The following is a 22,783-nucleotide window of genomic DNA, read 5'->3' on the forward strand; positions in this document are numbered from 1 at the left end:
GATGCGGGCGCAGCGCAGATCCGGATTTACGTTGATCGAAGTGATGGTGTCGGTGGCGATCTTTGCCGTGATCGGGGCCATTGTGTTTCCCGCCTTGATTCAGTTTATCGATATTCGCGACCGGGTACTTGCAAAGCATGAACAGATCGAGCAATTGCAAAAGACCTTCCTGTTTATGTCGAAAGACCTGCGGTTTGCCGCCAATCGACTAGGCAAAGATGAGTACGGCGAGTTTGGTGACGCGACCCTGTTAGTTGGCGAGGACAGTCTGATCGACCTCACTGCGATGTATCCGGATCTAAATCTTGCTGGTTTGAACGTGCCGCGCCGGGTACGCTGGGTATTGGAAGAGAAAGCGCTGTATCGTCTACAATCGCCGGTCATGGACCCCGATGGTGATACTCGGGTATTCAAGCAGAAATTACTCGATGGCGTTCGTGACGTGGAGTTCGAACTGAGTAAAGTGGAAGATGGGCGCGACAGCACCAGTAAGCGTTGGAAGGAAAAGACGCGCTTACCCGACATGATCAAAGTCACTATTACCTTGGAGAACAAAGCTGAGTACGAGCGCTTGTTTACGATGCTGAGCGGAGACAATCTTGCCGCCGTGGCTGCCAGCACCAATAGCCAGGGTCAGCCGCAAGGCCAAGCTCGACCTCAGGACCAGGATGGAGATTAATGAATATCAATAATCGTTCGCGATTCGGTCTTCGCCATCAACCCCGGTTTGCGTTCCGCAGTAAACAGGCCGGAGTGGTGCTGGTGGTTGTGGTCGCGGCAGTGGTGCTAATGGTGACCTTGCTGGCCCTGATGATCGAAGATCAACACATCTTGGTACGTCGCCTCGGTAACCAGAAAATATCCGATCAGGGTTTTCACTACGCGCAAGGCGTCACTGCATGGGCTGAGCGTGTGCTGCACGAAGATCAAAACCGCACAGTGGATCACCTTGGCGAGAAGTGGGCCAAGTTTGGACGCCCCGAGCCGGTTCCCGAAGAGGGCGAAGACGACAGCTTTTCACTGGATACTCGCAGCAGCCGAGAAGAAGAGGAAGAAGAAAAAGTCGTACTCGATTTTGGCATAGATGGTATTGAGTACAGTATTGATGACCTGCAAGGTCGTTACAATTTAAATAACCTTGCGGCGGCGGATAAAACGTTGGTGCAACAACAAAAGCGCATCTATTTGAACTTATTAGAAGTGCTCGAAATAGGTGAATTTGATGAACGAGACCAGCTAGTCGGCGCATTAATAGACTGGCTTGATGAAAACGATGCGATTTCCCCGAATGGGGTCGAGAGTGGCACCTATGCAAGTAGAACCGTACCGTACTACGCGGCAGATCAAAAGTTGACCTCGCTCGGTGAATTACGTTTTGTGGACGGTTACACTGAAGACATTATCAACGCGCTGGCACCCTATGTGACGGTCTTGCCAGTGGATAATGCGGCCATCAATATCAACACCACCACACCCGAGGTGCTGGCCAGTTTAAGCAGTGCTCCAGTAACCGATATGGGCTCCGTGACTGCCTTTCTTGCACAGCGTGAACAACCTGGGTTTCAAGGTTTTCAGCCGCCGCAACTTGAGGACGCTAAAACTGCTATTATTCGAGTTTCTGTGCTTGGAGCCCAGCCTGCAAGCAACACCATGATGCAGGTAAACAGCCAGTTTTTTCAAATCAATAGCAAGGTCACTTTGGGTGATTATGTGTATTGCATGCAAACCGTGGTGTTGCGAGAGAGTGCCACGCAAGAGTCTGCAAAAACACCTAAGGTGAGTGTGCTGAGTCGCCAACATAATACGCTTTGCGAAGACCAAAGTACGACAACAAATAACAGCGATGAAGATATTTCTAAATCTTGAACCCCCTTTTGAATGGGTTCGGGTCAACGGATTGAAGGTAGAAGCGTTCGGTGAAGTCGATGGCCTCAATGAGTACCCGATAGGGGACGACGATGAGGTGGTTGGGATCGTGCCGTCCGAGGCGGTGACCATGCATCGTGTGACATTACCGGCCAAAACCCGCAAACAATTCGCCACCGCATTACCGTATGCTTTAGAAGAAGCGATCTCGGAAGACGTCGAGAACGTGCATTTCGTGTACCCAGTCTGGAAGCCGGGAGAAGCGTGTAATGTCTATACAGTGTCTAAACAGAAAATGCGTGAATGGCAGGCGCAGGCAACCGAGAATCAATTGCCGGTGCAGCAGCTGGTGCCGAGTCATGCAATGGTACCCTTTCATGAAGCGGCTGATTGCTCACTTGCCCTCAAGGGTGAACAAGTGATCGCACACAATCGAAATGGCTACGGCATTAGTCTAGATCGTGATCTGTTGGACGTGTGGTTGCTCGATATGCCTGTTACCACCACGATTGCGGTGAATGACGAGTCACTGACCGAGGCATTGATTGCAGAGCATCCAGACCGAGATTTTCGTCACTGGCCATTTGGCCACAAGATGGCGCACTGGTTGGAATACCCGTGGCAAGCAACCGTCGACCTGTGGGGCGATAAGTACCAGCCACGTGTACGGCGACGAAGAAAAGGCGCAATGTTGATCCCAGTGATTTTGGTGGTTGGGGCGATTCTGTTAAAGTTGGGGTATGACACCTACCGCTATGTTTCATTGCACAGTGAGATAGCGGCAATTCAGCGAGAAGCGCAAAATGTCATAAAGAGTACGTTTCCTGAGCTTGGTGACGTACCCGCTGGGTCGGAGCGATCGCTGATTGAGCGAGCGATCCAGCAACGTCAAAGCCCTGCCAGTAAGAAAAGCGTTCACTCCGCCTTGGCGGAGGTCGCTGCGGTACTAGCACGTAATAAGGTGACGCTAACCAGCATTGTGTATCGCAATGAGGAGTTGATTGTGACCTGCTTATTGAATAGTTTCTCTCAAGTAGATTTGATCAATACGCAATTAAACGCTCGAAAATCAATTAGTTCTACACTGCAGTCCTCAGCGTCGGAAGACGGGAAAGTGATCGCCAGTTACAGTATTCGACAAGGCTAGGGCATGATATGGATAAATTAAAAAAATACTGGCTCGGACTCCAAGAGCGTGAGCGTATTACGCTAGGTATCGGCGGTATGCTGGCATTTTTGATCGTGTTTTACATGGCGATATGGCGGCCTTGGCACCACGCGATTGACTATATGGAGAACTCCGTTCAAGCATTGCGAAGTAACTTAGTGTGGATGCGCCAACAAAGTGATATGTTGGCAGCAGGCGGTGCGACGGCATCAAAGCCGCAGATCCGCGGCGCGAATCAATCGTTGATTTCGGTGATTGAGCAAACCGCCAATCGACAGAAAATCAGCCAGTCAATTCAGCAACTCACTCCGTCTGCCAACGGCGCAGAGGTGCGTGTTGTGCTGGAGGACGTTAATTTTAACTTATGGATTACTTGGATCGACAGCTTGTTCAAACAGTATGGTGTGGATATCAAGCAAATTACGGCCGAGCGGGTCGAAGACAAGCCAAATACCGCAGAGATTCGAGTCACTTTCGTGCGCTAACCGTGTTTAATCAAATTCGTTTCGGCAAATAATAAAAAAGCCCGCTAAATGCGGGCTTTTTTATGTTGTTAATACGGGTTTTATTACTTGGATTTACTGACCATGTAATCAACTGCGGCTTTCACTTCGTCGTCAGACAGCGCGCCGTTGCCGCCCTTAGCCGGCATATTGTTGATGCCGTTAATTGCATTATTGTAAAGAGTTTCAATGCCTTTCGCGATGCGCGGCGCCCAACCTGCAACGTCGCCGACAATGGGCGCTTCCAAGGTGCCGCTATCGTGACAGGCGGCACAGCTAGCATACACTTGTTCAGCGGTTTTCGGTGCTGTCGCAACCGCAATAGGGGCGGATACGGAGTCCGCCGAAAAGGTCCCAACTGGGGCGATACGCTCAGCAACGGACTGTGTGTTTTCCAGCTCATACTGTTCGTCGAGGCGTGCATTCACATCGCTGGAAGCGAAGCTGGCGAGAACGACTAACAGAATAGTCAGCGCGGTCATCGCGAGTATCATGATGATAAATAAACGTGAGAACGTTGAATCGTTCATTTGTGATTCACTCATTTGTGCTTCCTATTTTTAGTTGGCTGATTTACGTCGCATTGTAGAGTGCTCGCTGTACCGGTCCGCGAGCGCACTGTGTCTCTGGTTAAAACGACGGATGCACAGCGTCCGCCGGATAAAAACGGGGGCGATTATAGCTTATCTGCTGAGTTGGAAAAACACTTTTGACGTACATTCAGCTCTTGAAAAGACCTATCGCCCTTTGAACAATGAGCCTAAAACGCCGCGCACGATACGCTGACCTAAACGTGAGCCAATCGCGCGCGCTGCACTGCTTACAAAAGCTTCGGTAGGTGTTTGGCGTCGTGATCGTCGGCTGCTACTGCGTGAACTGCGCGATTGCGCTTGTTCTAATTCCTCTCGGCGTTCAAGCTCCGCCTCGCGTGCTAGATTCTCTGCAGCGCGTTTAGCCAGCATTTCATACGCTGATTCCCGATCCACGGCTTGATCATAGCGACCCCGGTACGGCGAACGCTCAATTTGCTCGGCCCGTTCGGTTTTATTCATCGGCCCGATGCGTGATTCCGGTGGACGGATTAGTATTTGCTGAACCTCCGTTGGCACACCGTCGGCGTCCAGTGTGCTAACCAATGCTTCACCGACCCCGAGCTCCGTGATCACGGCGCCCGTGTCGATTTTCGGATTGGGTCGGAATGTTTCAGCCACCGTTCTCACCGCCTTCTTGTCTTTAGGCGTGAACGCACGCAGCGCGTGTTGTATTTTTAATCCAAGCTGGCCCAGAATCTCTTCAGGTACATCCAATGGACTTTGCGAGATAAAGTAAATGCCAACGCCTTTGGAGCGAATCAAGCGCACGACCTGTTCAATTTTATCGATTAAAACTTTCGGCGCATCGTCAAATAGCAGGTGTGCTTCGTCAAAAAACATCACAAATTTCGGCTTGGCTGCGTCCCCGACTTCGGGTAGTGACTCGTATAACTCCGAAAGTAGCCACAACAAAAACGTGGCGTAGAGCTTCGGTGATTTTTGGATCAGTGTGCTGGCGTGCAGAATATTGATCACACCGCGCCCAGAAAAGTCCCGGCTCATCAGGTCGCGTAGTTCAATCGCCGGCTCGCCTAATAAAAATTCCGCTCCCTGTTCCTCTAGCACCAGTAGGCCACGTTGAATGGCGCCGATGCTGGCAGTTGAAATATTACCGTACTCCGACTTGAGTTGGGCACGGTTTTCGCCCATCCAAATCAACATTGCGCGCAGATCTTTTAGATCCAGGATCAGCATGCCCTCATCATCGGCAATTCTGAAACAGGAATAGAGAATGCCGGTCTGAGTTTCATTGAGCTCCAGTAGATTGGACAAAAGCAGTGGTCCGATTTCACTTACTGTGGTTCGAATTGGGTGCCCGTGTTCACCAAACAGGTCCCAAAAAACCACCGGGTTACCCTGCATTTCATAGCCTTCGATGCCGATGGTGTTGATCCGCTCATCGATTTTTGGGTGTGGCTTAGCCGCTTTTCCAACCCCAGACACATCGCCTTTTACGTCAGCGAGGAAAACTGGCACACCGGCCTTGGAGAAATTTTCAGCCAGAATCTGCAGGGTCACGGTTTTACCCGTGCCGGTAGCGCCCGCCACCATGCCGTGTCGATTCGCCATGCTGGCGTCCATGAAAACGGTTTGTTCACCATTGCCGCCGATTAGAAGATTTATGTTGTCAGACATCAGAAAATAACGCGCGTGTTGAATTAGTTAAGCCAGTTTACCGCCTCTGTGCGTGTGCGTGAATAGCGGAACGGGTTTCGAGGAGAGCACCTTATCGGGATTGCGGGCATTGGTAAAGACTAAGGTGTCAAAACCCAATGAAATTGATCGGTCAGCGTTGGATTCATTTCTCATTTAAGGTTCGGCTGCGCTATAGTCTGGAACAAGCGGCGTCGGATGATGTGACCGCCGTTCGCGGAGATAGCGAGGTAAACACTGCGTATGTCAAATGAGGATAAACAGCTTGATGTTGACTTTAATGAGTTAGGTGCTCACGACTCGGAGCCGTCAACCGACGGCGGAATCGGCGTGGACCAGCGATTTGACGTCTTGGAAGCGCGGCTGGAAGCGGATTTTGAGGCTTTAAAACAGCGTCTGTTCGCAAAGATGACCAAACTCGATCAGACAATCACTGACACCATTGACGCCTTGACACAGCGCATTAGTGCGGAGCATCAGCGTCGTGATCAGGAGTTTAAGTCGCTACAAGATAAAATTGCGCAGGCTGAAGTTAGCTTGAATGAGGCCATTGGCAAGATGGAAGACCAGGCGCACCAAGACTTAGCCGAAGTTCGTTTATCGCTAGAAGAAAGTCATAATGACTTATTGGAACAAACTGCTAGCACCCAGGCAGAGTTGACATCAAGGCTTGAAAAACAAAAAGAAGAATTGCAAACCGACAAGGTTGGGCGTCAGGCGTTGGCGCGCATGCTGGATGAGGTGGCGCTGAAACTGCGTGGTGTGGAGTGACAAGGGCCGCTATTGCGGCGTCCCTGTGCTTGGCGGTAGACTGCAACTAAAATTAGACACCAAACTATGAGGCAATAGCGATGCGGTGGCGTGGAAGACGACAAAGTGGCAATGTAGAAGATCGACGCGGAAGGGGGTTGGTACGCAGTAAGAAGGGGGTAGGCGGCGGCGCCATGATTATCCTGATTCTCGCGGGCTTATTTTTTGGAGAAGACGTGCAAAAAATCTTATCCTTATTTGTCGGGAACCCCGGGACACAAACCGCAAGTACCCCGCAACAGAGCTCGACGCCAGCGCAAAACGACGAGGCTAAGCAATTCGTGTCGGTGGTGTTGGCAGAGACGGAAGACACCTGGGCGGCTGTGTTTGCCCAGGCCGGTCAGCGATATCAACCGCCGAAACTGGTGCTGTACCAGGATCAAGTGCAGTCTGCCTGTGGCGTTGGGTCCGCTGCATCTGGGCCATTTTACTGTCCGGGTGATTACCAGATTTACATCGATTTGAGCTTCCTAAATGAGTTGCGTCGTATGGGCGCGCCTGGTGATTTTGCTTTTGCGTACGTGATTGCGCATGAGGTTGGTCATCATATTCAAAATCTAACTGGTACCGCCACCCAAGTCAGACAATTGCAGTCACGGGCATCACGCGCAGAGGCGAATGCTTTGTCGGTTAGGTTGGAATTGCAGGCCGACTGTTATGCCGGGATTTGGACCAATCACACTGAGAAACGGGCAGCGCTACTGGAGCCAGGCGATATTGAAGAGGGCTTGGCGGCGGCGGCCGCGGTTGGCGATGACCGGTTATTGAAGCAAGCGGGGCGAGCACCCAGGCGTGAAAACTTCACCCATGGCAGCTCGCAAGAACGCATGGAGTGGTTCCAGCGTGGCATGCAAACGGGCGATATCCAAGCGTGCAACACCTTTGGTTAAGCTGATGCGTTGCGATTTGGAGCTTGAGATCTGCTAATATTGAAATTCCATGGGCCGCACGAATGCGGCCCTATTACATTTCTAACCGCCCGCATTCAGGGCTTTTGTCGCGCTGCCGGTAGCAAATATGGCTGGTCAGCCACTACCGACATCGAAGTGCCATCGATGAGCGTGTGATTGCCGTCCAGTTGTTCGATTCTGAAGACAGCAAGCAGATAGTTGTATCCGGGTATCGCGGATACAATGGTGCCCGTCTGTGGCCCCGGCTCTGCGTCGTCGTTGTTGGCATAGACTTTGTCGCCGGGTGCGATCACGCTGCTTGTCGTCGATAATTTGCACAAGAACATGCGTTGTTTTAATTTTCCGAGATAATGCATTCGAGCCACGATCTCTTGCCCGGTGTAGCACCCTTTTTTAAAGTTGATGCCATTAAGCGCATCGAGGTTGATCATTTGCGGCACGAACTGCTCGGTTGTGGTGTCCGTCACGCGAGGCAGCCCCTCGGCGATGTCGGCTGCCAACCAAGTGTGCAGCAGAGCATCTTGCGCCGTGGTTGGTGCGCTACCGTCGATATCCACGTCTATGTGGCGTCCCGTATACCAGAGTCGGTGTCTCGTCGCCGATACAGTTTCTACCATGTGCGCGCCAGGTTGCGCGGTGTTTGGTGTCGTGTCGAGTATATGCCCGGTAATTTTTGCGGCTGTGAGAGCGTCAATTTTGACGTCACTGCGCAGCACATACATAGTCAGACGCTTGAGAAGTCTGGCTGCCAGAGACGCTTCCATTAGAATGAAAAACGCCTGTTCTGTTCGCCATAATTGGAACACGCCGAGCAGCCGGCCTTTGGGGTTACAGTACCCAGTGAATTGCCATTGGTCCTCGCCTATGTGCACATCGTTAGTAAGTTGTCCCTGTAGAAACTGAGCTGAATCGTCGCCGTGGATTCGGATTAGGGTTAGGTGTGTCAGAGTGATGGGGTTTGTCATTACTTGAGTATATGCTAGTCGTTTGATGGGCCGGTGTTTTGCGGCTCGCAAGTTTTAGTTTGGTTGCATGCCAAGACCCGATGTTGGAATGACCTGTGCAAGTATGTGAAGTCTGATTCAATGTCTCATGGTATTATCCGCCGCGTCAAAAAGCAGCAATCAGGCGGTTCCAATGTGATGGTTTGCTGCTCAAAATCAACTCTAGCGTGTGAGATTATGTCTGACAAGAAAATTGAAACTTCGTTGCAGGATGCCGAGAGCCAAACGCAGGAGCAAGAATTAACCAAAGCCAGTGAGCCGAACGGCACGAAGCCGCAGGAGATTAACGGTCCGCGTGGTCCAGAGCCAACGCGATACGGTGACTGGGAGTCCAAAGGTCGCTGCGTCGACTTTTAATTGACGTTCAGCTGGCTATTCTGTCACACCATCATTGATGTAATCCGATTCAACAAATATCGAAGATTTGCTGAGCGTTACTCCCCTAAGGCTAGTAACTAAGGTAGAATGCGCATGCCTGCACGACAGGCGCCAAAAATACTACATATTTATTAAGAGTATTCGATTATGCAAAAAGAGAGACCCTTATCACCGCATTTGCAGGTGTATAAACTTCCACCAACTGCTTTATTGTCTATTTTGCACCGAGGGACCGGCGTTGTGTTGTCCTTAGGGACACCGTTCTTGATTTACTGGTTAATGCAATTAGCCGCTGGTCCCGCCGCCTACGCCAAGCTGGAAGTATGCTTGGCGTACACGATTGTGCAGCTAGCCATTGGCGGCTGGGCGTTTGCGCTTTGTTATCACCTTTGCAACGGTATCCGCCATTTGGTGATGGATACTGGACGCGGTTACGAATTGAACGTGCTGCGCAAGTCGGACCTTGCGGTTGCCGGTGGTGCGCTGGTGCTGTCTGCGATCGTGATTGGCGCCGCATGGGCTGGAGGTGCAGCATGAGCTTAAGAAGTCCCCTATCGAAAGCGGTTGGCCTAGGCTCTGCGAAACACGGATTCTCTCACTGGTGGTGGCAACGCGTCAGCTCAGTCGCATTGATCCCATTGACGCTGTGGTTTCTCTACGCGGTTATTTGCGCAATGAGTGGTGGTTACGAGCAGGCCGTGGCCTGGTTGTCCTCACCGATTAACGCCACCATCATGTTGTTGTTTGTGCTGACCAGCTTGTTCCACGCACAAACCGGTTTGCAAGTCGTAATCGAGGATTACGTGCACACCAAATGGGTCAATCTGACTTTACTACTTTCGGTAAAGTTTGCCGCGGTGGTGATGGCTGTCCTGGCAATCATTTCCGTTTTAAAAATTGTTCTAGGAGGCTAGGCGGTGAAGGGCGATTATAAAATTGTAGACCACGCGTATGATGTGGTTGTGGTCGGTGCAGGTGGTGCGGGTCTCCGCGCTACTTTTGGCATGGCGGCTGCGGGTTTATCAACAGCGTGTTTGACCAAGGTATTCCCAACTCGCAGTCACACGGTAGCTGCGCAGGGTGGTATGAGTGCAGCGCTGGGTAATATGGGTGAAGACGATTGGCGTTTTCACATGTATGACACCGTGAAAGGTTCTGATTGGTTGGGTGATCAAGACTCGATCGAGTATATGTGCCGAAACGCACCAGCCGCAGTGTACGAGTTGGAGCATTATGGTGTGCCTTTCTCGCGTACTGAAGAAGGCAAAATTTATCAGCGTGCATTTGGTGGTATGACCACACATTATGGTGAAGGCCAAGCCTTGCGCACCTGTGCCGCAGCGGACCGAACTGGTCACGCGATTCTGCACACTCTGTATCAGCAGGCGCTTAAGCACGATGCTCAGTTTTTCATCGAGTATTTTGCGCTGGATCTGATTATGGAGGACGGGGAATGTCGAGGTGTTATCGCGATCGACATGGCGACCGGTGAAATTCACCGCTACCGTGCCAAAAAAGTGGTCCTCGCGACCGGTGGTTATGGGCGAGCTTATTTCTCGTGTACGTCGGCACACACCTGTACTGGTGACGGGAATGCAATGGTTCTGCGTGCCGGACTACCACTGCAAGATATGGAGTTTGTTCAGTTCCATCCAACCGGAATCTATGGCGCTGGGTGTTTAATCACCGAGGGCGCACGCGGTGAAGGTGGCTACCTGACTAACTCGGAAGGCGAGCGTTTTATGGAGCGTTATGCGCCGAATGCCAAAGATTTGGCCTCGCGTGATGTTGTGAGTCGTTCCATGACCATCGAGATTAACGAAGGTCGCGGCGTTGGTCCGGACGCGGACCACATTTACTTGCACTTGGAGCACTTGGGCGCGGATCTGTTGGAAGAGCGTTTGCCCGGTATTTCTGAATCAGCGAAGATTTTCGCTGGAGTGGATGTGACCAAAGAGCCGATTCCTGTGTTGCCTACCGTACATTACAACATGGGCGGTATTCCAACCAATTACCACGGTGAAGTGGTGACCCTAAAAGACGGGAATCCAGACAGTGTGGTACCCGGCTTGATGGCCATCGGTGAAGCCGGTTGCGTGTCTGTCCACGGCGCGAACCGTCTGGGTTCGAACTCGCTGCTGGATTTGATCGTATTTGGACGCGCAGCGGCGTTGCGCGCCAAAGATGTCATTGACCCAAGTGAGCCAATTCCGAGTATTGCGGATAACGCTGGCGAAGAAACACTCGCGCGTCTCGACAAGTTGCGCTATGCAGACGGATCTCGCTCGACGGCAGAAATTCGTTTGGAAATGCAGCGTACCATGCAAGCGCATTGCGCGGTATTCCGTACCGGTGACGTGATGGCTGAGGGCGTGAAGAAAATGGCTGCCACAGCGGCTTCATTTGCTGACGTAAAGACCACAGATCGCGGACTGATCTGGAATACCGATTTGATCGAAACACTCGAGCTGGAAAATCTGTTGAGTCAGGCGACGGTGACCATGAATTCAGCGGCAAACCGCGACGAAAGTCGTGGTGCGCATGCACGTGATGATCTGCCAGACCGTGATGACGAGAACTGGATGAAGCACACGCTAGCATGGTGTGACGAGCAGCATAAAACTACCATCGATTATCGTCCGGTGCACTCTTATACGATGACCGATGATGTTGAATACATTAAACCAAAACCACGCGTTTATTAAGGTTTAGGGAGAGTCGAAAATGGCAGAGTTTACTTTACCGAAGAATTCCAAAGTCAAACAGGGTAAGCATTTTGCAGCACCAGACGGGGCTAAAAATGTGCGCTCATTCCATATTTACCGCTGGTCGCCTGATGATGACCAGAATCCGCATATCGATACCTACGATATCGATATGGATAACTGTGGTCCGATGGTTCTGGATGCGTTGATCAAAATCAAGAATGAGATTGACCCAACCCTGACCTTCCGTCGTTCATGTCGTGAGGGCATCTGTGGCTCGTGTGCCATGAACATTGATGGCACCAACACGCTGGCGTGTACCAAAGGCGTCGATGAGTGTAAGGGTGATGTTAAGGTGTATCCGTTACCGCACATGTCAGTGGTGAAGGATCTGGTTCCAGACATGACACACTTTTATGCTCAGTACGCATCCGTTGAGCCTTGGTTGAAGACCAAGACACCAGTGTCGGCGGCCTCGGAGCGCTTGCAGTCAAAAGAGGATCGCGAGAAGTTGGATGGGCTTTACGAGTGTATTCTGTGCGCCTGCTGCTCAACTTCGTGTCCGAGTTACTGGTGGAACAGCGATAAGTATCTCGGTCCGGCGATTTTACTGCAAAGTTACCGCTGGCTGGCTGACAGTCGTGACGAAGCGACTGGAGAGCGTCTTGACGCGTTGGAAGATCCGTTTAAATTGTATCGTTGTCACACGATCATGAACTGCACCAATACTTGTCCTAAAGGTCTAAACCCGGCGAAAGCGATTGGTGAGATCAAAAAACTGATCGCGGAGCGCGCGCTCTAAATCGGGTACGTTTTGTTAAACGAACGACAATTGGTCTGGCGTTGCCGTCGCGGGGTTCGGGAGCTTGATGTGTTATTCACTGAGTTCCTGAACCGAGAGTACGCAACGCTGGATCTGGACACGCAGTCGGCTTTCCAGCAATTGCTCGAGGTTCAAGATCCAACCATTATGGATTGGTTGTTTGACCGCATCGAGCCAGACGATGTGGTGTTGGCCGGCATTATCCGGCGCTTGCAGGGTTTCTCAACGCAGTTGCGAACGGGATAGTTAGTCGTTTGCTGCGGCCTGGTTGCGGCGGCTTGCGTTTAACGCTTCCGCTTCCAAGAAGCTTTGCACAATCAGTTCCGTAAGGTATTTATGCAATGGCGAGTTCTTGGTGCGCACGTGCTGCACCAGCGACAGGGCGTCGATTTTCAGATTAATCAAATCTTCCAGTGGTTTGCTGACAAAGTTCTCCGATACCAAGCTCGAATCCATTAGTCGGTCCGACGCGATCATTAGCATGTCGGTCTCGCGCAAGGTTTCTAGGCATACCATCAGATTGGTGGTCAAGAACGGAACATTGGAGAGAATGCCGAACGAGGCAAACAGTTTCTTAACGTCGTCTTTAGTGGTTTCAAAGTTGGGAAAGTAGACCGCCATGTGTTGGTACTGGCGACGTTGCTCTAGCGTGATGTGATCCACCTTGGCTAATGGGTGGTCATTACGCATATAGAGCACTGGTTTGATGCTCATCAGTTTGTGCGTGACAAAATCGTCGCTGAAGGTTTTTTTCGCCACGATCGCAAAGTCCAGGCTGCCAGATCGCAGCCGATCTTCCCATTTATCGTCAATGTTTTGACTTAATAGCATGACCTTGGGTGCGTGTTGTCGCAGCCTATTGATGAACTTTGGCATTCCCACACTGGCGGAGGTGCCGAGCGTTGCTAGCGAAATAGTCGCCGCCGTATTGGCAGGGTCGAATTCCTGATTGCTGACCATTAATTCGGTCAGTTGGTTGAGTATGTCGTTGACCGGTTTTTCCAGCTCCAGCGTTTTGGGTGTTGGAGTCAGGCCGTGCGATGAGCGCACGAATAACTCGTCTTCCAGGAGGTTGCGTAACCGATTCAGCGTTTTACTCATAGCCGGTTGTGTCACGAATAAGCGCTCTGCGGCACGCGTGACATTCTTTTCCTGCATCAATACTTGAAACGACACAAGCAGATTCAGGTCGATCCGAGACAATGGGTCCTGCATAGTAATTCTCGACGAGTTAATAATTGTTATTGTTTACGTATCAAGCAACACATAATACAAGAAACCGCGTCAGGCATCAGCGTCATGAACGAGATTTATGAGTTTGCCCAATCGCGAATCGGCGCATGACTCACAAAATTGTTTGGCGTGAGAATGGTGTCGGTAGCGAAGGGGCGCATATTGGGGTAGTCCAGTGTGTAGTGTAAACCGCGACTCTCCTTACGCGTGAGTGCACATTCGATGGTCAGCTCAGCCACCGTGGCTAGGTTGCGTAACTCGATTAGGTCGTTGCTCACGCGAAAATTTCCATAATACTCGACAATTTCTTCCTGGAGCAGTTGGATGCGATTCTTGGCGCGTTGCAGGCGCTTCTTAGTGCGCACAATCCCAACGTAGTCCCACATGAATCGACGCATTTCATCCCAGTTGTGTGACACCACAATGCGTTCATCGGGATCAGATACTTTGCTTTCATCCCACGCCGGTAATTTCGGGAAGTTGGCTTTATCTTTTTTGCGTAACAAACTGCGGATATCGGCCGCTGCTGACTCGGCGATAACCAGACACTCCAGTAGGGAATTGCTGGCTAACCGGTTTGCACCGTGTAAGCCGGTACAGCTGCTTTCGCCGACCGCGTAAAGGCGTTTTAAATCGGTACGGCCGCGCAGATCGGTCAAAATGCCGCCACAAGTGTAGTGCGCTGCAGGTACCACGGGAATGGGTTGCTGCGTCATGTCGTAACCGTATTGAGTGCAGCTCTCAGCAATGTTGGGAAAGTGGTCCAGAATGAAATCAGCGCCTTTATGGCTGATGTCCAAGAAAACAGAGTCAAAGCCACCTTTTTTCATCTCGTAGTCGATTGCGCGTGCCACGATGTCACGTGGTGCCAGTTCTGCCTGCTCGTGGTGGTCTTGCATAAATCGCTCACCATTGGGCAGCTTGAGTAGTCCGCCTTCGCCACGAACTGCTTCGGAGATTAGTGAGCCCTTAGCATAGGGATGGTAAAGGCAAGTTGGATGAAATTGCACAAACTCCATATTGGCGATCCGACAGCCTGCGCGCCACGCCATGGCAATACCATCGCCGGTGGAGGTGTCTGGGTTGGTGGTGTACAAGTATGCTTTTGAGGCGCCACCGGTGGATAGGATCACCGCTTTGGCGCCAAATGTTTTCACCGTATTTTGCTCAATATCAAGCGCATAAGCGCCATAGCAGCGTGTGCTGGATCGGCCCAGTTTTTGTGATGTGATTAGATCTATCGCGATATGGTTTTCCAGAATGGTGACGTTTTTCTGCGCTCGAACATGCTGTTCCAGGGTGGTTTCCACTTCGCGTCCGGTGGCATCTTTGGCATGAATGACACGTCGATGGGAATGGCCGCCTTCACGAGTCAAGTGAAAGTCGCTGTCAGGTCCGTCGTACTCTGCACCGTCGACCAGAGTGAATTGCACGCCTTTTTCGACCAGCCAGTTAATGGCGTCTGGCGCGCCCTCTACGATTTTGCGTACTGCGGCGTCTTTACATAGGCCGGCACCAGCGGTGTGTGTGTCGTCGATATGCGCTTCAAAACTGTCTTCTTTATCAAGTACTGCGGCGATTCCGCCCTGCGCGTATAAACTGGAACCCTCGGTCAGTTCACATTTGGACAGCAGTGTGATTGAAACGTCCTCATCGGCCAAGCGCAGTGCTAGGCTGAGTCCAGCGGCACCGCCACCAATAATCAAGACATCAGAGAGATGGGTAGTCATGAGGCAAACGAATAGATGTTGTTCTGGATTTAATGCGGAGTATAGCCCAGCGGATACGCTATTTGAGTAAATCCTTGAAACTTTGCGTACTATTCGTAACAGGGGTTTGCTAAAATAGCGCGTCGCGAGCGCAGGACGCTCGCGTTTGTATTTGCTGTTAACAAAAATGATTCTCAACCCAATCTGAGTGCGCTTTAAACGCCTCGATTTAGACGACGATGGCGCACGATATTACCAAGATTCGAAATTTTTCGATTATTGCTCACATTGATCATGGCAAGTCGACCCTGGCAGACCGTTTTATCAGCGTCTGTGGCGGTTTGACGCAACGTGAAATGGCGGAGCAGGTGTTGGACTCCATGGATATCGAGCGCGAGCGCGGGATCACCATCAAAGCACAAAGTGTGGCCTTATCCTTTACCAGCAAGAATGATGGTCAAACTTATCAGTTGAATATGATTGATACACCAGGCCACGTGGATTTCTCATACGAGGTATCGCGCTCTCTAACGGCGTGTGAAGGTGCGTTACTGGTGGTGGATGCATCGCAGGGTGTTGAAGCGCAAACGGTGGCGAACTGTTACACCGCGGTTGACCTCGGTCTGGAAGTGCTGCCTGTTTTGAATAAGATTGATTTGCCTGCTGCCGACGTGGATCGTGTCAGTGCGGAGATCGAAGATGTGGTCGGCATCGACTGCTCAGGCGCGTTGCATGTGAGCGCCAAGAGCGGGGTTGGTGTGGAAGAGCTACTGGAGCAAATTGTCACGGAGTTGCCACATCCCACTGGCGATGGTGATGCACCGCTGTCAGCGTTGATTATGGACTCTTGGTTCGATAACTACCTCGGTGTTGTGTCGCTGATTCGTGTGGTTCAAGGGTCGATTAAAAAACGCGATCGCATCAAGATGATGTCCACGGGTGTGGAGTATGGCGTGGAAGACCTCGGGGTCTTCACGCCCAAGCGAGTTCCAAAAGAACAATTACTGGTCGGCGAGGTTGGCTATCTGATCTCTGGCGCGAAAGAAATTACCGCGGCTAAGGTTGGTGACACAATAACGTTGGCCAAACACGGCATCGACAAACCATTGGCGGGTTTTAAAGAGGTACAGCCTCGGGTGTTTGCGGGTCTGTATCCGATCAATTCAGCGGACTATGATTCGTTCCGCGATGCGTTGGGTAAGTTGCGTTTGAATGATGCGTCCTTGGTCTATGATCCGGAAGTATCCGACGCGCTGGGTCTGGGGTTCCGTTGCGGCTTTCTCGGTATGCTGCATATGGAAATTATCCAGGAGCGCCTAGAGCGGGAATACGATATGGATCTGATCACCACGGCCCCCACCGTGGTGTATCGAGTGTTACTCAAGAGCGGCGAATTAATAGAGGTAGATAACCCGTCAGCTCTGCCAGATTTGTCGAAAATCGAAGAAATCCAAGAGCCCGTCATCGACGCTAATATGCTCATGCCCGAGGAGTATATCGGTGCTGTGATGACGCTGTGTATTGAAAAGCGTGGAATTCAGAAGAATATTCAGTACCTTGGTCGGCAGGTCATGCTGCATTTCGAACTGCCGTTGAACGAGGTCGTGATGGACTTTTTCGATCGTTTGAAATCCGTGAGTCGCGGTTACGCATCACTCGACTATCAGATTAAAGAGTACCGCGCGAGTGATATGGTTAAAGTCGATATTCTGATTAACGGTGACCAGGTTGATCCACTGGCGATTCTGGTGCATCGCGAGCAATCGATTTATCGTGGTCGGGAACTGGTCAAACGTATGCGTGAATTGATACCTCGACAAATGTTCGATGTGGCGATTCAGGCCGCGATTGGTTCCAAAGTGATTGCGCGTGAAACAGTGAAAGCGCTGCGTAAAAACGTGACTGCCAAATGTTACGGTGGTGATTTATCACGTAAACGTAAGTTGCTCGAAAAGCAGAAAGAAGGTAAGAAACGGATGAAACAAATTGGATCGGTTGAAATTCCGCAGGAAGCATTCCTGGCAGTACTCAAGACCAGTGGGGATTAATTGTGTTTGAGAAAGTATTATTTGGCCTCATCGTCCTGTGTGGTGTGGTGATTTTAGCGTGTCGTTATGTGTTTCCGCAGCTGGCAAAACGCGAACCCGAGCCGTGGTACTTGGACTACGCCCGGTCGTTTTTTCCCGTTTTGGTGCTGGTGTTCATGCTGCGTGGCTTTGTTGCAGAACCGTTCCGAATTCCGTCAGGTTCTATGTACCCGACGTTGGAGATTGGTGACTTTATCCTAGTGAATAAATACGCTTACGGGATTAAGTTGCCCATCCTGCACACCCAAATATTGGAGGTTGGAGAGCCAAAACGCGGTGATATTGTGGTCTTTCGTTATCCCCAAGACCCGAGCCAAAACTACATTAAGCGTTTGATAGGTTTGCCGGGTGACACAGTTGAGTATTACCAAGGCACGGTGTTCGTGAATGGCCAGAAGATCAGCCCAGTCAAATTGGGTGAATATGAGTATGTAGATCAAAAAGGGCAACGTATTCGTGGCACCGAGTATGAGCAGACCATCGCAGTTGATAACTCAGCGTCTGCCAGTGAGGTTAGATTCAAGACACTTGCACTATTTAGTAACCATCGTTCAAGTGCTCAGCGTGCCTGGAAAGTGCCCGAAGGTCAGTATTTTATGATGGGGGATAATCGTGACAGCAGTGCAGATTCCAGGACTTGGGGATTTTTACCGCAAGAAAACATTGTTGGCAAAGCCTTCTTTGTTTGGATGAGTTGGGGCAATGAAGACAACCCGAATGGTGGCGGTATCGACTTTGAACGAATAGGGACGCGTATCCAAGCTGAGACGCTTAGTACTGGTGCTGAGTAAACGCTTGAGATACCCTGTATACAATCAACTCGATGAGGATTAATAGAATGAGACCAATGCAAACAATGACTCGACAAAAGCCAATGGTTCGTTTCTCGCGTCAGGCCGGCTGGACGTTCTGGAGTCTCGCCTTTACGATGGGTGTGATTCTGTTCTTTGCCTACGTGGGAATGCAACTTGTGCCAGTTTATTCCACCAATCAGAATATTAGAAACGCAATGATCGTCGCGGTTGAAGGGTCTGATCTAAGAACAGTATCACGTGGGCAAATTATTGAACGTATGAAACGCCAGTTGTATATGGATAGTTCGCACGAAGCGCTCGATTACAAAAACGATTTGAAAGTAAAGCGTAGCCGAAACCGATTTACTGTTGAAGCGGACTACGAAGCCAAGGTCCCATTGTTCTCAAATCTAAGTGTGACCGTCGACTTTAACCCCATCGTCGATTGTGACTTAAATGGTCGATGCGAGAAATAGTCACGTTCAATCAATGAGTCCAGCTGTCCATGGCGCAGAATAAGCTTGCCGCATTGATGCGAAAGATTGGCTACCAGTTCAAGGACGAAAAGCTGTTGTCTTTGGCGATGACGCATCGTAGCAAGGGAGCCAAAAATTACGAACGTCTGGAGTTTCTGGGCGACAGCATTTTAGGCTTTGTGGTGGCGGACTTCTTGTTCCATAAATTTCCGCATTTGGCTGAAGGTAAGCTCAGCCGAATGCGTTCCAGCCTAGTGCGTAAAGAGACTTTGGCCACGGTGGCGCGCGAGTTAGATATGTCGAGCTACCTTATTCTAGGAGAGGGAGAGTTAAAGAGCGGTGGTTTTAACCGTGATTCCATTTTAGCGGATACGGTTGAAAGTCTGATCGGCGCGCTGTATCTAGACGCCGACTTCTCGGTTGCCAGTGAGTTTATTCATACGCACTTCAGTGCTCAATTTGAGAATATCTCGGACGAATCCACGTTTAAAGATGCAAAGAGCCGATTGCAGGAAGCGATGCAAAAGCGCGGTATGAGTCTTCCGACCTACACCATTGTCGAGACCATGGGCGAACAGCACAATCAACGATTTACCGTGGAGTGCGTGTTGGACGATATGCCAATACGTTCCGAGGCCACCGCGCGATCACGACGCCTGGCTGAACAAAAGGCTGCAGCCGATGTGCTGCGACAAGTTAAACAAGTTAACGAGCAGTCAAAATAAGGTCATGAAATCCGAGTACAAGTTTGGCTATGTCACCATTATTGGCAAACCGAATGTGGGCAAGTCGACACTGATGAACCGGATTATCGGTCAGAAGATCAGTATTACCTCGCATCGACCTCAGACCACGCGTCATCGAATTCTGGGGATTCACACTGATGATCAAAAACAGATCGTGTTTGTTGATACTCCCGGCATTCATTCGGTGGCTAAAAAGTCAAATCGACGCACCATCAATCGTGTGATCAACAAGACAGCGATCACCAGTATCGATGGTGTCGACGTGGTTTGTCTGATGATTCCCGCTAGCGGATGGACTGATGCCGATCGCCACGTGCTAACCGCATTAAAAGGCTATAAAACGCCAGTGGTTTTAGTCATCAATAAGCTCGATAAACTGAAGTCGGTTAATGACCTGTTGCCCCTGATTTCCCAATCTAATGAGCTGTATCCCTTTGCCGCCATCGTACCGATTAGCGCCTTGGGACGCGGTAGTAATGACAATGTCGATCATTTGCTGGACGTGCTCACTACTCACCTCCCTGACGCACCGCCGGGTTTCGATGAGGATCAGATTACGGATCGAAGTTATCGTTTCTTAGTCTCAGAGTTGGTGCGTGAACAGTTATTCCGCCGCCTCGGAGATGAGTTACCGTATGCCACTGCGGTGGAGGTGACGGAATTCCAGTTAGAGGATAAGCGCGCGCTGATTAACTGCGATATTTGGGTTGAAAAGGATTCGCATAAGGCCATGGTGATTGGCAAAAAAGGGGAGGCGCTGAAGCAAATTGGTACTGCTGCACGTTTGAATTGTGAACGCTTGTTGGAACGAAAGGTCTTCTTGGAGTTATTCGTAAAGGTTCGCTCAGGCTGGTCAGATAATGCCCGTGATCTGTACAGCTTGGGTTATGATGAGGGCGTTTAGCCGGTCTCTATCCATCGAGTCAATCCGTTTTCGGGTCTTGTATGCGTACCCATCAACAACCGTCCTATATTTTACTTAATCGTCCCTACAGTGAGACATCCTGGATTGTTGAGGTGTTTTCCAGGGAGTACGGGCGAATCGCATTGATGGCTAAGGGTGCGCGTCGAATTAAATCCAAGCTCAAAAGTGTGTTAATGCCGTTTCAGCCGACCTTGTTAAGCTGGACTGGTAAAGGCGAAGTGCCTACACTGACCGCAGCGGAAATTGATTTAAGTGACTTTAATGTCTACGTTCAGGAAATGACCGGAGATGCGTTGGTTTGCGGTTTTTACTGCAACGAGTTGCTGACACGACTGCTACACCGGCACGATCCGCATCACGACTTGTTTGATCGTTATCACCAGACAATAAAGTCCTTGTCGGACCCAGAAAACGCGAGCCGCTTGTCTTCGGTGCTGCGCGGTTTTGAGCGCACGATCATCAAGGAAACTGGATACGAAGTTAATTTTGTTCACGAAAGTGATGGTAAAACACCTTTGCGGGACGACGGCCATTATCAGTTTCATGCCGGGCAAGGGTTCATTCGCATGCCACATCCACACAATAATACGGTGTCAGGCAGTACAATCCGAGCAATGTCTGTTGGTATGGATGAAAACACACCACCTCACCAGCAAGCACAAGGGAAACGTATAATGCGTGACATTTTGCGCCATAGCCTTGGCCACAAAGAGATCGTGAGTCGTGCATTGTTCTACCCGAAAGCAAAGCCGCAACCACCCAAATAGTTGAGTCAGTGTTGCTGACCGGAAACACAACCTAAGAAAGCAGAGTTATGAGTCAACCTCACACAGAGCATCACGTCATTGAATTAGGCGTTAATGTGGATCATATCGCAACCTTAAGACAGGCTCGAGGCACCACGTATCCCTGTCCGGTTCAGGCCGCTGATATAGCGCGCCAGGCTGGGGCGGATGGTGTCACTGTGCACCTGCGTGAAGATCGACGTCACATCCAGGATCAGGATGTGTATCGAATTCGACGTGAAGTGGCGCTGCCAATGAACCTAGAGATGGCGACCACGAAGGAAATGCTCGAAATTGCGTTGCAAGTGCTGCCGAAAGAGTGTTGTTTGGTACCCGAGAAGCGTTCTGAATTGACGACCGAAGGTGGTCTGGATGTGTTGTCACAGGTTGCTGCGCTGACGGATTACGTTGGTGAGCTTAGTGCTGCGGGAATTATGGTGTCGTTATTCATTGACCCTGAGCCGGCGCAGATTGAAGCCAGTAAGCATGTCGGTGCGGCGATTGTCGAACTGCACACTGGGCAATACGCCGACGCCCAAGGTGACGGCGCCGCGGCCGAACTAATCCGTATTCGAGATGCGGCCAAGATCGCGCATGCGCTTGGTATGCAGGTTAATGCGGGGCATGGCTTGCACTACCAAAACGTTGTACCAATCGCACAAATCCCCGAAGTTGTGTGCTTGAATATTGGTCACGCCATCGTCTCGAGAGCGGCGATCACTGGCTTTTATGAAGCGGTGTTCGCGATGAAGCAAATCATGAATGGTGCGCGTCTCGATGGTGAAGGCGCTGGGCTTTAACTTAGATTTGTTTCTTGTATAGCTTGTAGAGACGCAATACTTTGCTTACATAGTCCTGTGTTTCAGGGTAGGGCGGAATGCCATTGTACTTGCTGACTGCGCCTTCTCCCGCATTGTAAGCCGCCAGAGAAAGTTCTTTGTTGCTGTTATAGCGTTCCATCAAGTCTTTGAGGTGTTGTACCCCAGCTTCAACATTTCGATTGGGGTTGAAGTGGTCTTGGTTTAGTTGGTAGCTTGACGCGGTTGCGGGCATTAACTGCATCAGTCCCATTGCCCCAGCATGCGAAATAGCCGCTGGGTCGAACGCAGACTCAACATGAATGACGGCTTTAACAAACGATGGTTCTAAATCGTATTTGAGCGCCACATTCACGATCAGTGCATCGTATTGCGATTTGATTGGTTTGTGCATATACGGCGCATTACGGCGTGTTGCACCGTAGGGCTTGGTTGCATAACTGCGCACTAGTTTGTACCCAGGTTTACGAACCTTTTTATCGGTGATGAGTCTGCTACCATCGGGCGTCAGGTAAACGAACACCGTCGCCTGCGCCGCCGACAAGGTGCAGGTCATCACAACTAGCGATAGCAGCAACACGGTTTTAAGGCGTATAATGCTGGCGAAAAATGATTCACGCATGATTAAAGTTAGCTACTCTTGTTGGGGAGGATCAAGGCAGATAGGCACTGGGCCTGCACCGACCTCCCGAGACTTGATGCACATTTATTTTATCTTTATGTAAGTTAATGTGGTGCAACAAGGTCCTAATCAAAGTCTTTGTTATTCTAGGTGAATATTAGTATTAACTTGCGC

General features: G+C 50.6%; 26 protein-coding genes. 20 read left to right on the plus strand and 6 right to left on the minus strand.

The annotated features are described in order from the left end of the window. The first annotated feature begins 1 nt into the window (after position 1). Genes gspJ through IE055_RS09415 form a run of 4 tightly spaced genes read left to right on the plus strand, consistent with a single transcriptional unit; the run spans position 2 to position 3,519 of the window. Positions 2–679: a type II secretion system minor pseudopilin GspJ gene (gene gspJ, locus IE055_RS09400; protein ID WP_189400094.1), complete on the plus strand. Its 678-nt coding sequence runs from the start codon at positions 2–4 to the stop codon at positions 677–679. Then, positions 679–1,866 (plus strand): type II secretion system minor pseudopilin GspK, encoded by a 1,188-nt coding sequence (gene gspK / locus IE055_RS09405; RefSeq protein WP_189400096.1) that lies wholly within the window; start codon positions 679–681, stop codon positions 1,864–1,866. The genes gspJ and gspK overlap by 1 nt, the downstream gene beginning before the upstream one ends. Further along, complete coding sequence (gspL, locus tag IE055_RS09410) at positions 1,844–3,013, plus strand: type II secretion system protein GspL (RefSeq protein ID WP_189400098.1); 1,170 nt, start codon at positions 1,844–1,846, stop codon at positions 3,011–3,013. The genes gspK and gspL overlap by 23 nt, the downstream gene beginning before the upstream one ends. Before the next feature lie 8 nt (positions 3,014–3,021). Continuing rightward, a complete protein-coding gene (locus IE055_RS09415; RefSeq protein ID WP_189400100.1) occupies positions 3,022–3,519 on the plus strand; it encodes a type II secretion system protein M in 498 nt (165 codons plus the stop codon). 83 nt (positions 3,520–3,602) lie between these two features. Here IE055_RS09415 and IE055_RS09420 read toward each other — a convergent pair whose 3' ends face one another. Together IE055_RS09420 and IE055_RS09425 are read right to left on the minus strand one after the other, a co-directional pair. Further along, complete coding sequence (locus IE055_RS09420; protein ID WP_229794218.1) at positions 3,603–4,082, minus strand: c-type cytochrome; 480 nt, start codon at positions 4,080–4,082, stop codon at positions 3,603–3,605. Positions 4,083–4,274: 192 nt separating this feature from the next. Next, positions 4,275–5,765, minus strand: a complete 1,491-nt coding sequence (locus tag IE055_RS09425; RefSeq protein WP_189400102.1) for a helicase HerA-like domain-containing protein — start codon at positions 5,763–5,765, stop codon at positions 4,275–4,277. Between the two features lie 137 nt (positions 5,766–5,902). On the opposite strand from IE055_RS09425, the gene IE055_RS17960 reads away from it, so the two are divergent. The 3 genes from IE055_RS17960 to ypfJ all read left to right on the plus strand — a co-directional run bounded on the left by IE055_RS17960 (position 5,903) and on the right by ypfJ (position 7,483). Beyond that, positions 5,903–6,037, plus strand: a complete 135-nt coding sequence (locus IE055_RS17960) for a hypothetical protein (RefSeq protein ID WP_268244535.1) — start codon at positions 5,903–5,905, stop codon at positions 6,035–6,037. After that, positions 6,027–6,554: a hypothetical protein gene (locus IE055_RS09430; protein ID WP_189400104.1), complete on the plus strand. Its 528-nt coding sequence runs from the start codon at positions 6,027–6,029 to the stop codon at positions 6,552–6,554. The genes IE055_RS17960 and IE055_RS09430 overlap by 11 nt, the downstream gene beginning before the upstream one ends. Before the next feature lie 80 nt (positions 6,555–6,634). Beyond that, positions 6,635–7,483, plus strand: a complete 849-nt coding sequence (ypfJ, locus tag IE055_RS09435; RefSeq protein WP_189400106.1) for a KPN_02809 family neutral zinc metallopeptidase — start codon at positions 6,635–6,637, stop codon at positions 7,481–7,483. Positions 7,484–7,578: 95 nt separating this feature from the next. Here the strand turns inward: ypfJ and ygfZ are convergent, their stop codons facing one another. After that, a complete protein-coding gene (gene ygfZ / locus IE055_RS09440; RefSeq protein ID WP_189400108.1) occupies positions 7,579–8,469 on the minus strand; it encodes a CAF17-like 4Fe-4S cluster assembly/insertion protein YgfZ in 891 nt (296 codons plus the stop codon). Between the two features lie 216 nt (positions 8,470–8,685). On the opposite strand from ygfZ, the gene IE055_RS09445 reads away from it, so the two are divergent. The 6 genes from IE055_RS09445 (at position 8,686) to IE055_RS09470 (ending at position 12,660) form a co-directional block, all read left to right on the plus strand. Further along, entirely contained in the window at positions 8,686–8,865 is a 180-nt protein-coding gene (locus IE055_RS09445; RefSeq protein ID WP_189400110.1) for a DUF1674 domain-containing protein, read from the plus strand. A gap of 168 nt (positions 8,866–9,033) precedes the next feature. Then, positions 9,034–9,423 carry a succinate dehydrogenase, cytochrome b556 subunit gene (gene sdhC, locus IE055_RS09450; protein WP_189400111.1) on the plus strand — a complete coding sequence of 130 codons (390 nt, stop codon included), beginning with the start codon at positions 9,034–9,036 and terminating at the stop codon, positions 9,421–9,423. Then, on the plus strand, positions 9,420–9,800 hold the full coding sequence (sdhD, locus tag IE055_RS09455; protein ID WP_189400112.1) for a succinate dehydrogenase, hydrophobic membrane anchor protein: 381 nt from the start codon (positions 9,420–9,422) through the stop codon (positions 9,798–9,800). Before sdhC ends, sdhD begins: the two co-directional genes overlap by 4 nt. Before the next feature lie 3 nt (positions 9,801–9,803). Continuing rightward, positions 9,804–11,591, plus strand: a complete 1,788-nt coding sequence (gene sdhA, locus IE055_RS09460) for a succinate dehydrogenase flavoprotein subunit (protein WP_189400114.1) — start codon at positions 9,804–9,806, stop codon at positions 11,589–11,591. Positions 11,592–11,610: 19 nt separating this feature from the next. After that, a complete protein-coding gene (locus IE055_RS09465) occupies positions 11,611–12,393 on the plus strand; it encodes a succinate dehydrogenase iron-sulfur subunit (protein ID WP_189400116.1) in 783 nt (260 codons plus the stop codon). Positions 12,394–12,405: 12 nt separating this feature from the next. Beyond that, positions 12,406–12,660: an FAD assembly factor SdhE gene (locus IE055_RS09470; protein ID WP_189400118.1), complete on the plus strand. Its 255-nt coding sequence runs from the start codon at positions 12,406–12,408 to the stop codon at positions 12,658–12,660. Here IE055_RS09470 and IE055_RS09475 read toward each other — a convergent pair whose 3' ends face one another. After that, a complete protein-coding gene (locus IE055_RS09475) occupies positions 12,661–13,629 on the minus strand; it encodes a LysR family transcriptional regulator (protein ID WP_189400120.1) in 969 nt (322 codons plus the stop codon). Between the two features lie 95 nt (positions 13,630–13,724). Next, positions 13,725–15,377, minus strand: a complete 1,653-nt coding sequence (gene nadB, locus IE055_RS09480) for an L-aspartate oxidase (RefSeq protein ID WP_189400122.1) — start codon at positions 15,375–15,377, stop codon at positions 13,725–13,727. Between the two features lie 218 nt (positions 15,378–15,595). Between nadB and lepA the strand changes: the two genes are divergently transcribed. Genes lepA through pdxJ form a run of 7 tightly spaced genes read left to right on the plus strand, consistent with a single transcriptional unit; the run spans position 15,596 to position 21,969 of the window. After that, positions 15,596–17,404 (plus strand): translation elongation factor 4, encoded by a 1,809-nt coding sequence (gene lepA, locus IE055_RS09485; RefSeq protein ID WP_189400124.1) that lies wholly within the window; start codon positions 15,596–15,598, stop codon positions 17,402–17,404. 2 nt (positions 17,405–17,406) lie between these two features. Next, positions 17,407–18,234, plus strand: a complete 828-nt coding sequence (gene lepB, locus IE055_RS09490) for a signal peptidase I (RefSeq protein ID WP_229794219.1) — start codon at positions 17,407–17,409, stop codon at positions 18,232–18,234. A gap of 56 nt (positions 18,235–18,290) precedes the next feature. Then, positions 18,291–18,713 carry a DUF4845 domain-containing protein gene (locus IE055_RS09495; protein WP_189400126.1) on the plus strand — a complete coding sequence of 141 codons (423 nt, stop codon included), beginning with the start codon at positions 18,291–18,293 and terminating at the stop codon, positions 18,711–18,713. Positions 18,714–18,742: 29 nt separating this feature from the next. Next, the gene (gene rnc, locus IE055_RS09500; protein ID WP_189400127.1) at positions 18,743–19,438 is read left to right on the plus strand and encodes a ribonuclease III; all 696 of its coding nucleotides are present in this window, start codon (positions 18,743–18,745) and stop codon (positions 19,436–19,438) included. Positions 19,439–19,442: 4 nt separating this feature from the next. Continuing rightward, positions 19,443–20,363 (plus strand): GTPase Era, encoded by a 921-nt coding sequence (gene era / locus IE055_RS09505; RefSeq protein ID WP_189400129.1) that lies wholly within the window; start codon positions 19,443–19,445, stop codon positions 20,361–20,363. Between the two features lie 41 nt (positions 20,364–20,404). Further along, positions 20,405–21,151 carry a DNA repair protein RecO gene (recO, locus tag IE055_RS09510; RefSeq protein WP_189400131.1) on the plus strand — a complete coding sequence of 249 codons (747 nt, stop codon included), beginning with the start codon at positions 20,405–20,407 and terminating at the stop codon, positions 21,149–21,151. 47 nt (positions 21,152–21,198) lie between these two features. Beyond that, positions 21,199–21,969, plus strand: a complete 771-nt coding sequence (gene pdxJ / locus IE055_RS09515) for a pyridoxine 5'-phosphate synthase (protein ID WP_189400133.1) — start codon at positions 21,199–21,201, stop codon at positions 21,967–21,969. Between the two features lies 1 nt (position 21,970). Here pdxJ and IE055_RS09520 read toward each other — a convergent pair whose 3' ends face one another. Next, complete coding sequence (locus IE055_RS09520) at positions 21,971–22,609, minus strand: lytic transglycosylase domain-containing protein (protein ID WP_189400136.1); 639 nt, start codon at positions 22,607–22,609, stop codon at positions 21,971–21,973. Between the last annotated feature and the right edge of the window lie 174 nt (positions 22,610–22,783).

The sequence above is a fragment of the Arenicella chitinivorans genome (genome assembly GCF_014651515.1).
GTDB lineage: Bacteria > Pseudomonadota > Gammaproteobacteria > Arenicellales > Arenicellaceae > Arenicella > Arenicella chitinivorans.

Bases quoted from the DNA above. Each gene is read 5' to 3' on its own strand.
- gspJ (WP_189400094.1), top strand. From the start codon at position 2: ATGCGGGCGCAGCGCAGATCCGGATTTACGTTGATCGAAGTGATGGTG.
- gspK (WP_189400096.1), top strand. From the start codon at position 679: ATGAATATCAATAATCGTTCGCGATTCGGTCTTCGCCATCAACCCCGG.
- gspL (WP_189400098.1), top strand. From the start codon at position 1,844: ATGAAGATATTTCTAAATCTTGAACCCCCTTTTGAATGGGTTCGGGTC.
- IE055_RS09415 (WP_189400100.1), top strand. From the start codon at position 3,022: ATGGATAAATTAAAAAAATACTGGCTCGGACTCCAAGAGCGTGAGCGT.
- IE055_RS09420 (WP_229794218.1), bottom strand. From the start codon at position 4,082: ATGAGTGAATCACAAATGAACGATTCAACGTTCTCACGTTTATTTATC.
- IE055_RS09425 (WP_189400102.1), bottom strand. From the start codon at position 5,765: ATGTCTGACAACATAAATCTTCTAATCGGCGGCAATGGTGAACAAACC.
- IE055_RS17960 (WP_268244535.1), top strand. From the start codon at position 5,903: ATGAAATTGATCGGTCAGCGTTGGATTCATTTCTCATTTAAGGTTCGG.
- IE055_RS09430 (WP_189400104.1), top strand. From the start codon at position 6,027: ATGTCAAATGAGGATAAACAGCTTGATGTTGACTTTAATGAGTTAGGT.
- ypfJ (WP_189400106.1), top strand. From the start codon at position 6,635: ATGCGGTGGCGTGGAAGACGACAAAGTGGCAATGTAGAAGATCGACGC.
- ygfZ (WP_189400108.1), bottom strand. From the start codon at position 8,469: ATGACAAACCCCATCACTCTGACACACCTAACCCTAATCCGAATCCAC.
- IE055_RS09445 (WP_189400110.1), top strand. From the start codon at position 8,686: ATGTCTGACAAGAAAATTGAAACTTCGTTGCAGGATGCCGAGAGCCAA.
- sdhC (WP_189400111.1), top strand. From the start codon at position 9,034: ATGCAAAAAGAGAGACCCTTATCACCGCATTTGCAGGTGTATAAACTT.
- sdhD (WP_189400112.1), top strand. From the start codon at position 9,420: ATGAGCTTAAGAAGTCCCCTATCGAAAGCGGTTGGCCTAGGCTCTGCG.
- IE055_RS09465 (WP_189400116.1), top strand. From the start codon at position 11,611: ATGGCAGAGTTTACTTTACCGAAGAATTCCAAAGTCAAACAGGGTAAG.
- IE055_RS09475 (WP_189400120.1), bottom strand. From the start codon at position 13,629: ATGCAGGACCCATTGTCTCGGATCGACCTGAATCTGCTTGTGTCGTTT.
- nadB (WP_189400122.1), bottom strand. From the start codon at position 15,377: ATGACTACCCATCTCTCTGATGTCTTGATTATTGGTGGCGGTGCCGCT.
- lepA (WP_189400124.1), top strand. From the start codon at position 15,596: ATGGCGCACGATATTACCAAGATTCGAAATTTTTCGATTATTGCTCAC.
- IE055_RS09495 (WP_189400126.1), top strand. From the start codon at position 18,291: ATGCAAACAATGACTCGACAAAAGCCAATGGTTCGTTTCTCGCGTCAG.
- rnc (WP_189400127.1), top strand. From the start codon at position 18,743: ATGGCGCAGAATAAGCTTGCCGCATTGATGCGAAAGATTGGCTACCAG.
- era (WP_189400129.1), top strand. From the start codon at position 19,443: ATGAAATCCGAGTACAAGTTTGGCTATGTCACCATTATTGGCAAACCG.
- recO (WP_189400131.1), top strand. From the start codon at position 20,405: ATGCGTACCCATCAACAACCGTCCTATATTTTACTTAATCGTCCCTAC.
- pdxJ (WP_189400133.1), top strand. From the start codon at position 21,199: ATGAGTCAACCTCACACAGAGCATCACGTCATTGAATTAGGCGTTAAT.
- IE055_RS09520 (WP_189400136.1), bottom strand. From the start codon at position 22,609: ATGCGTGAATCATTTTTCGCCAGCATTATACGCCTTAAAACCGTGTTG.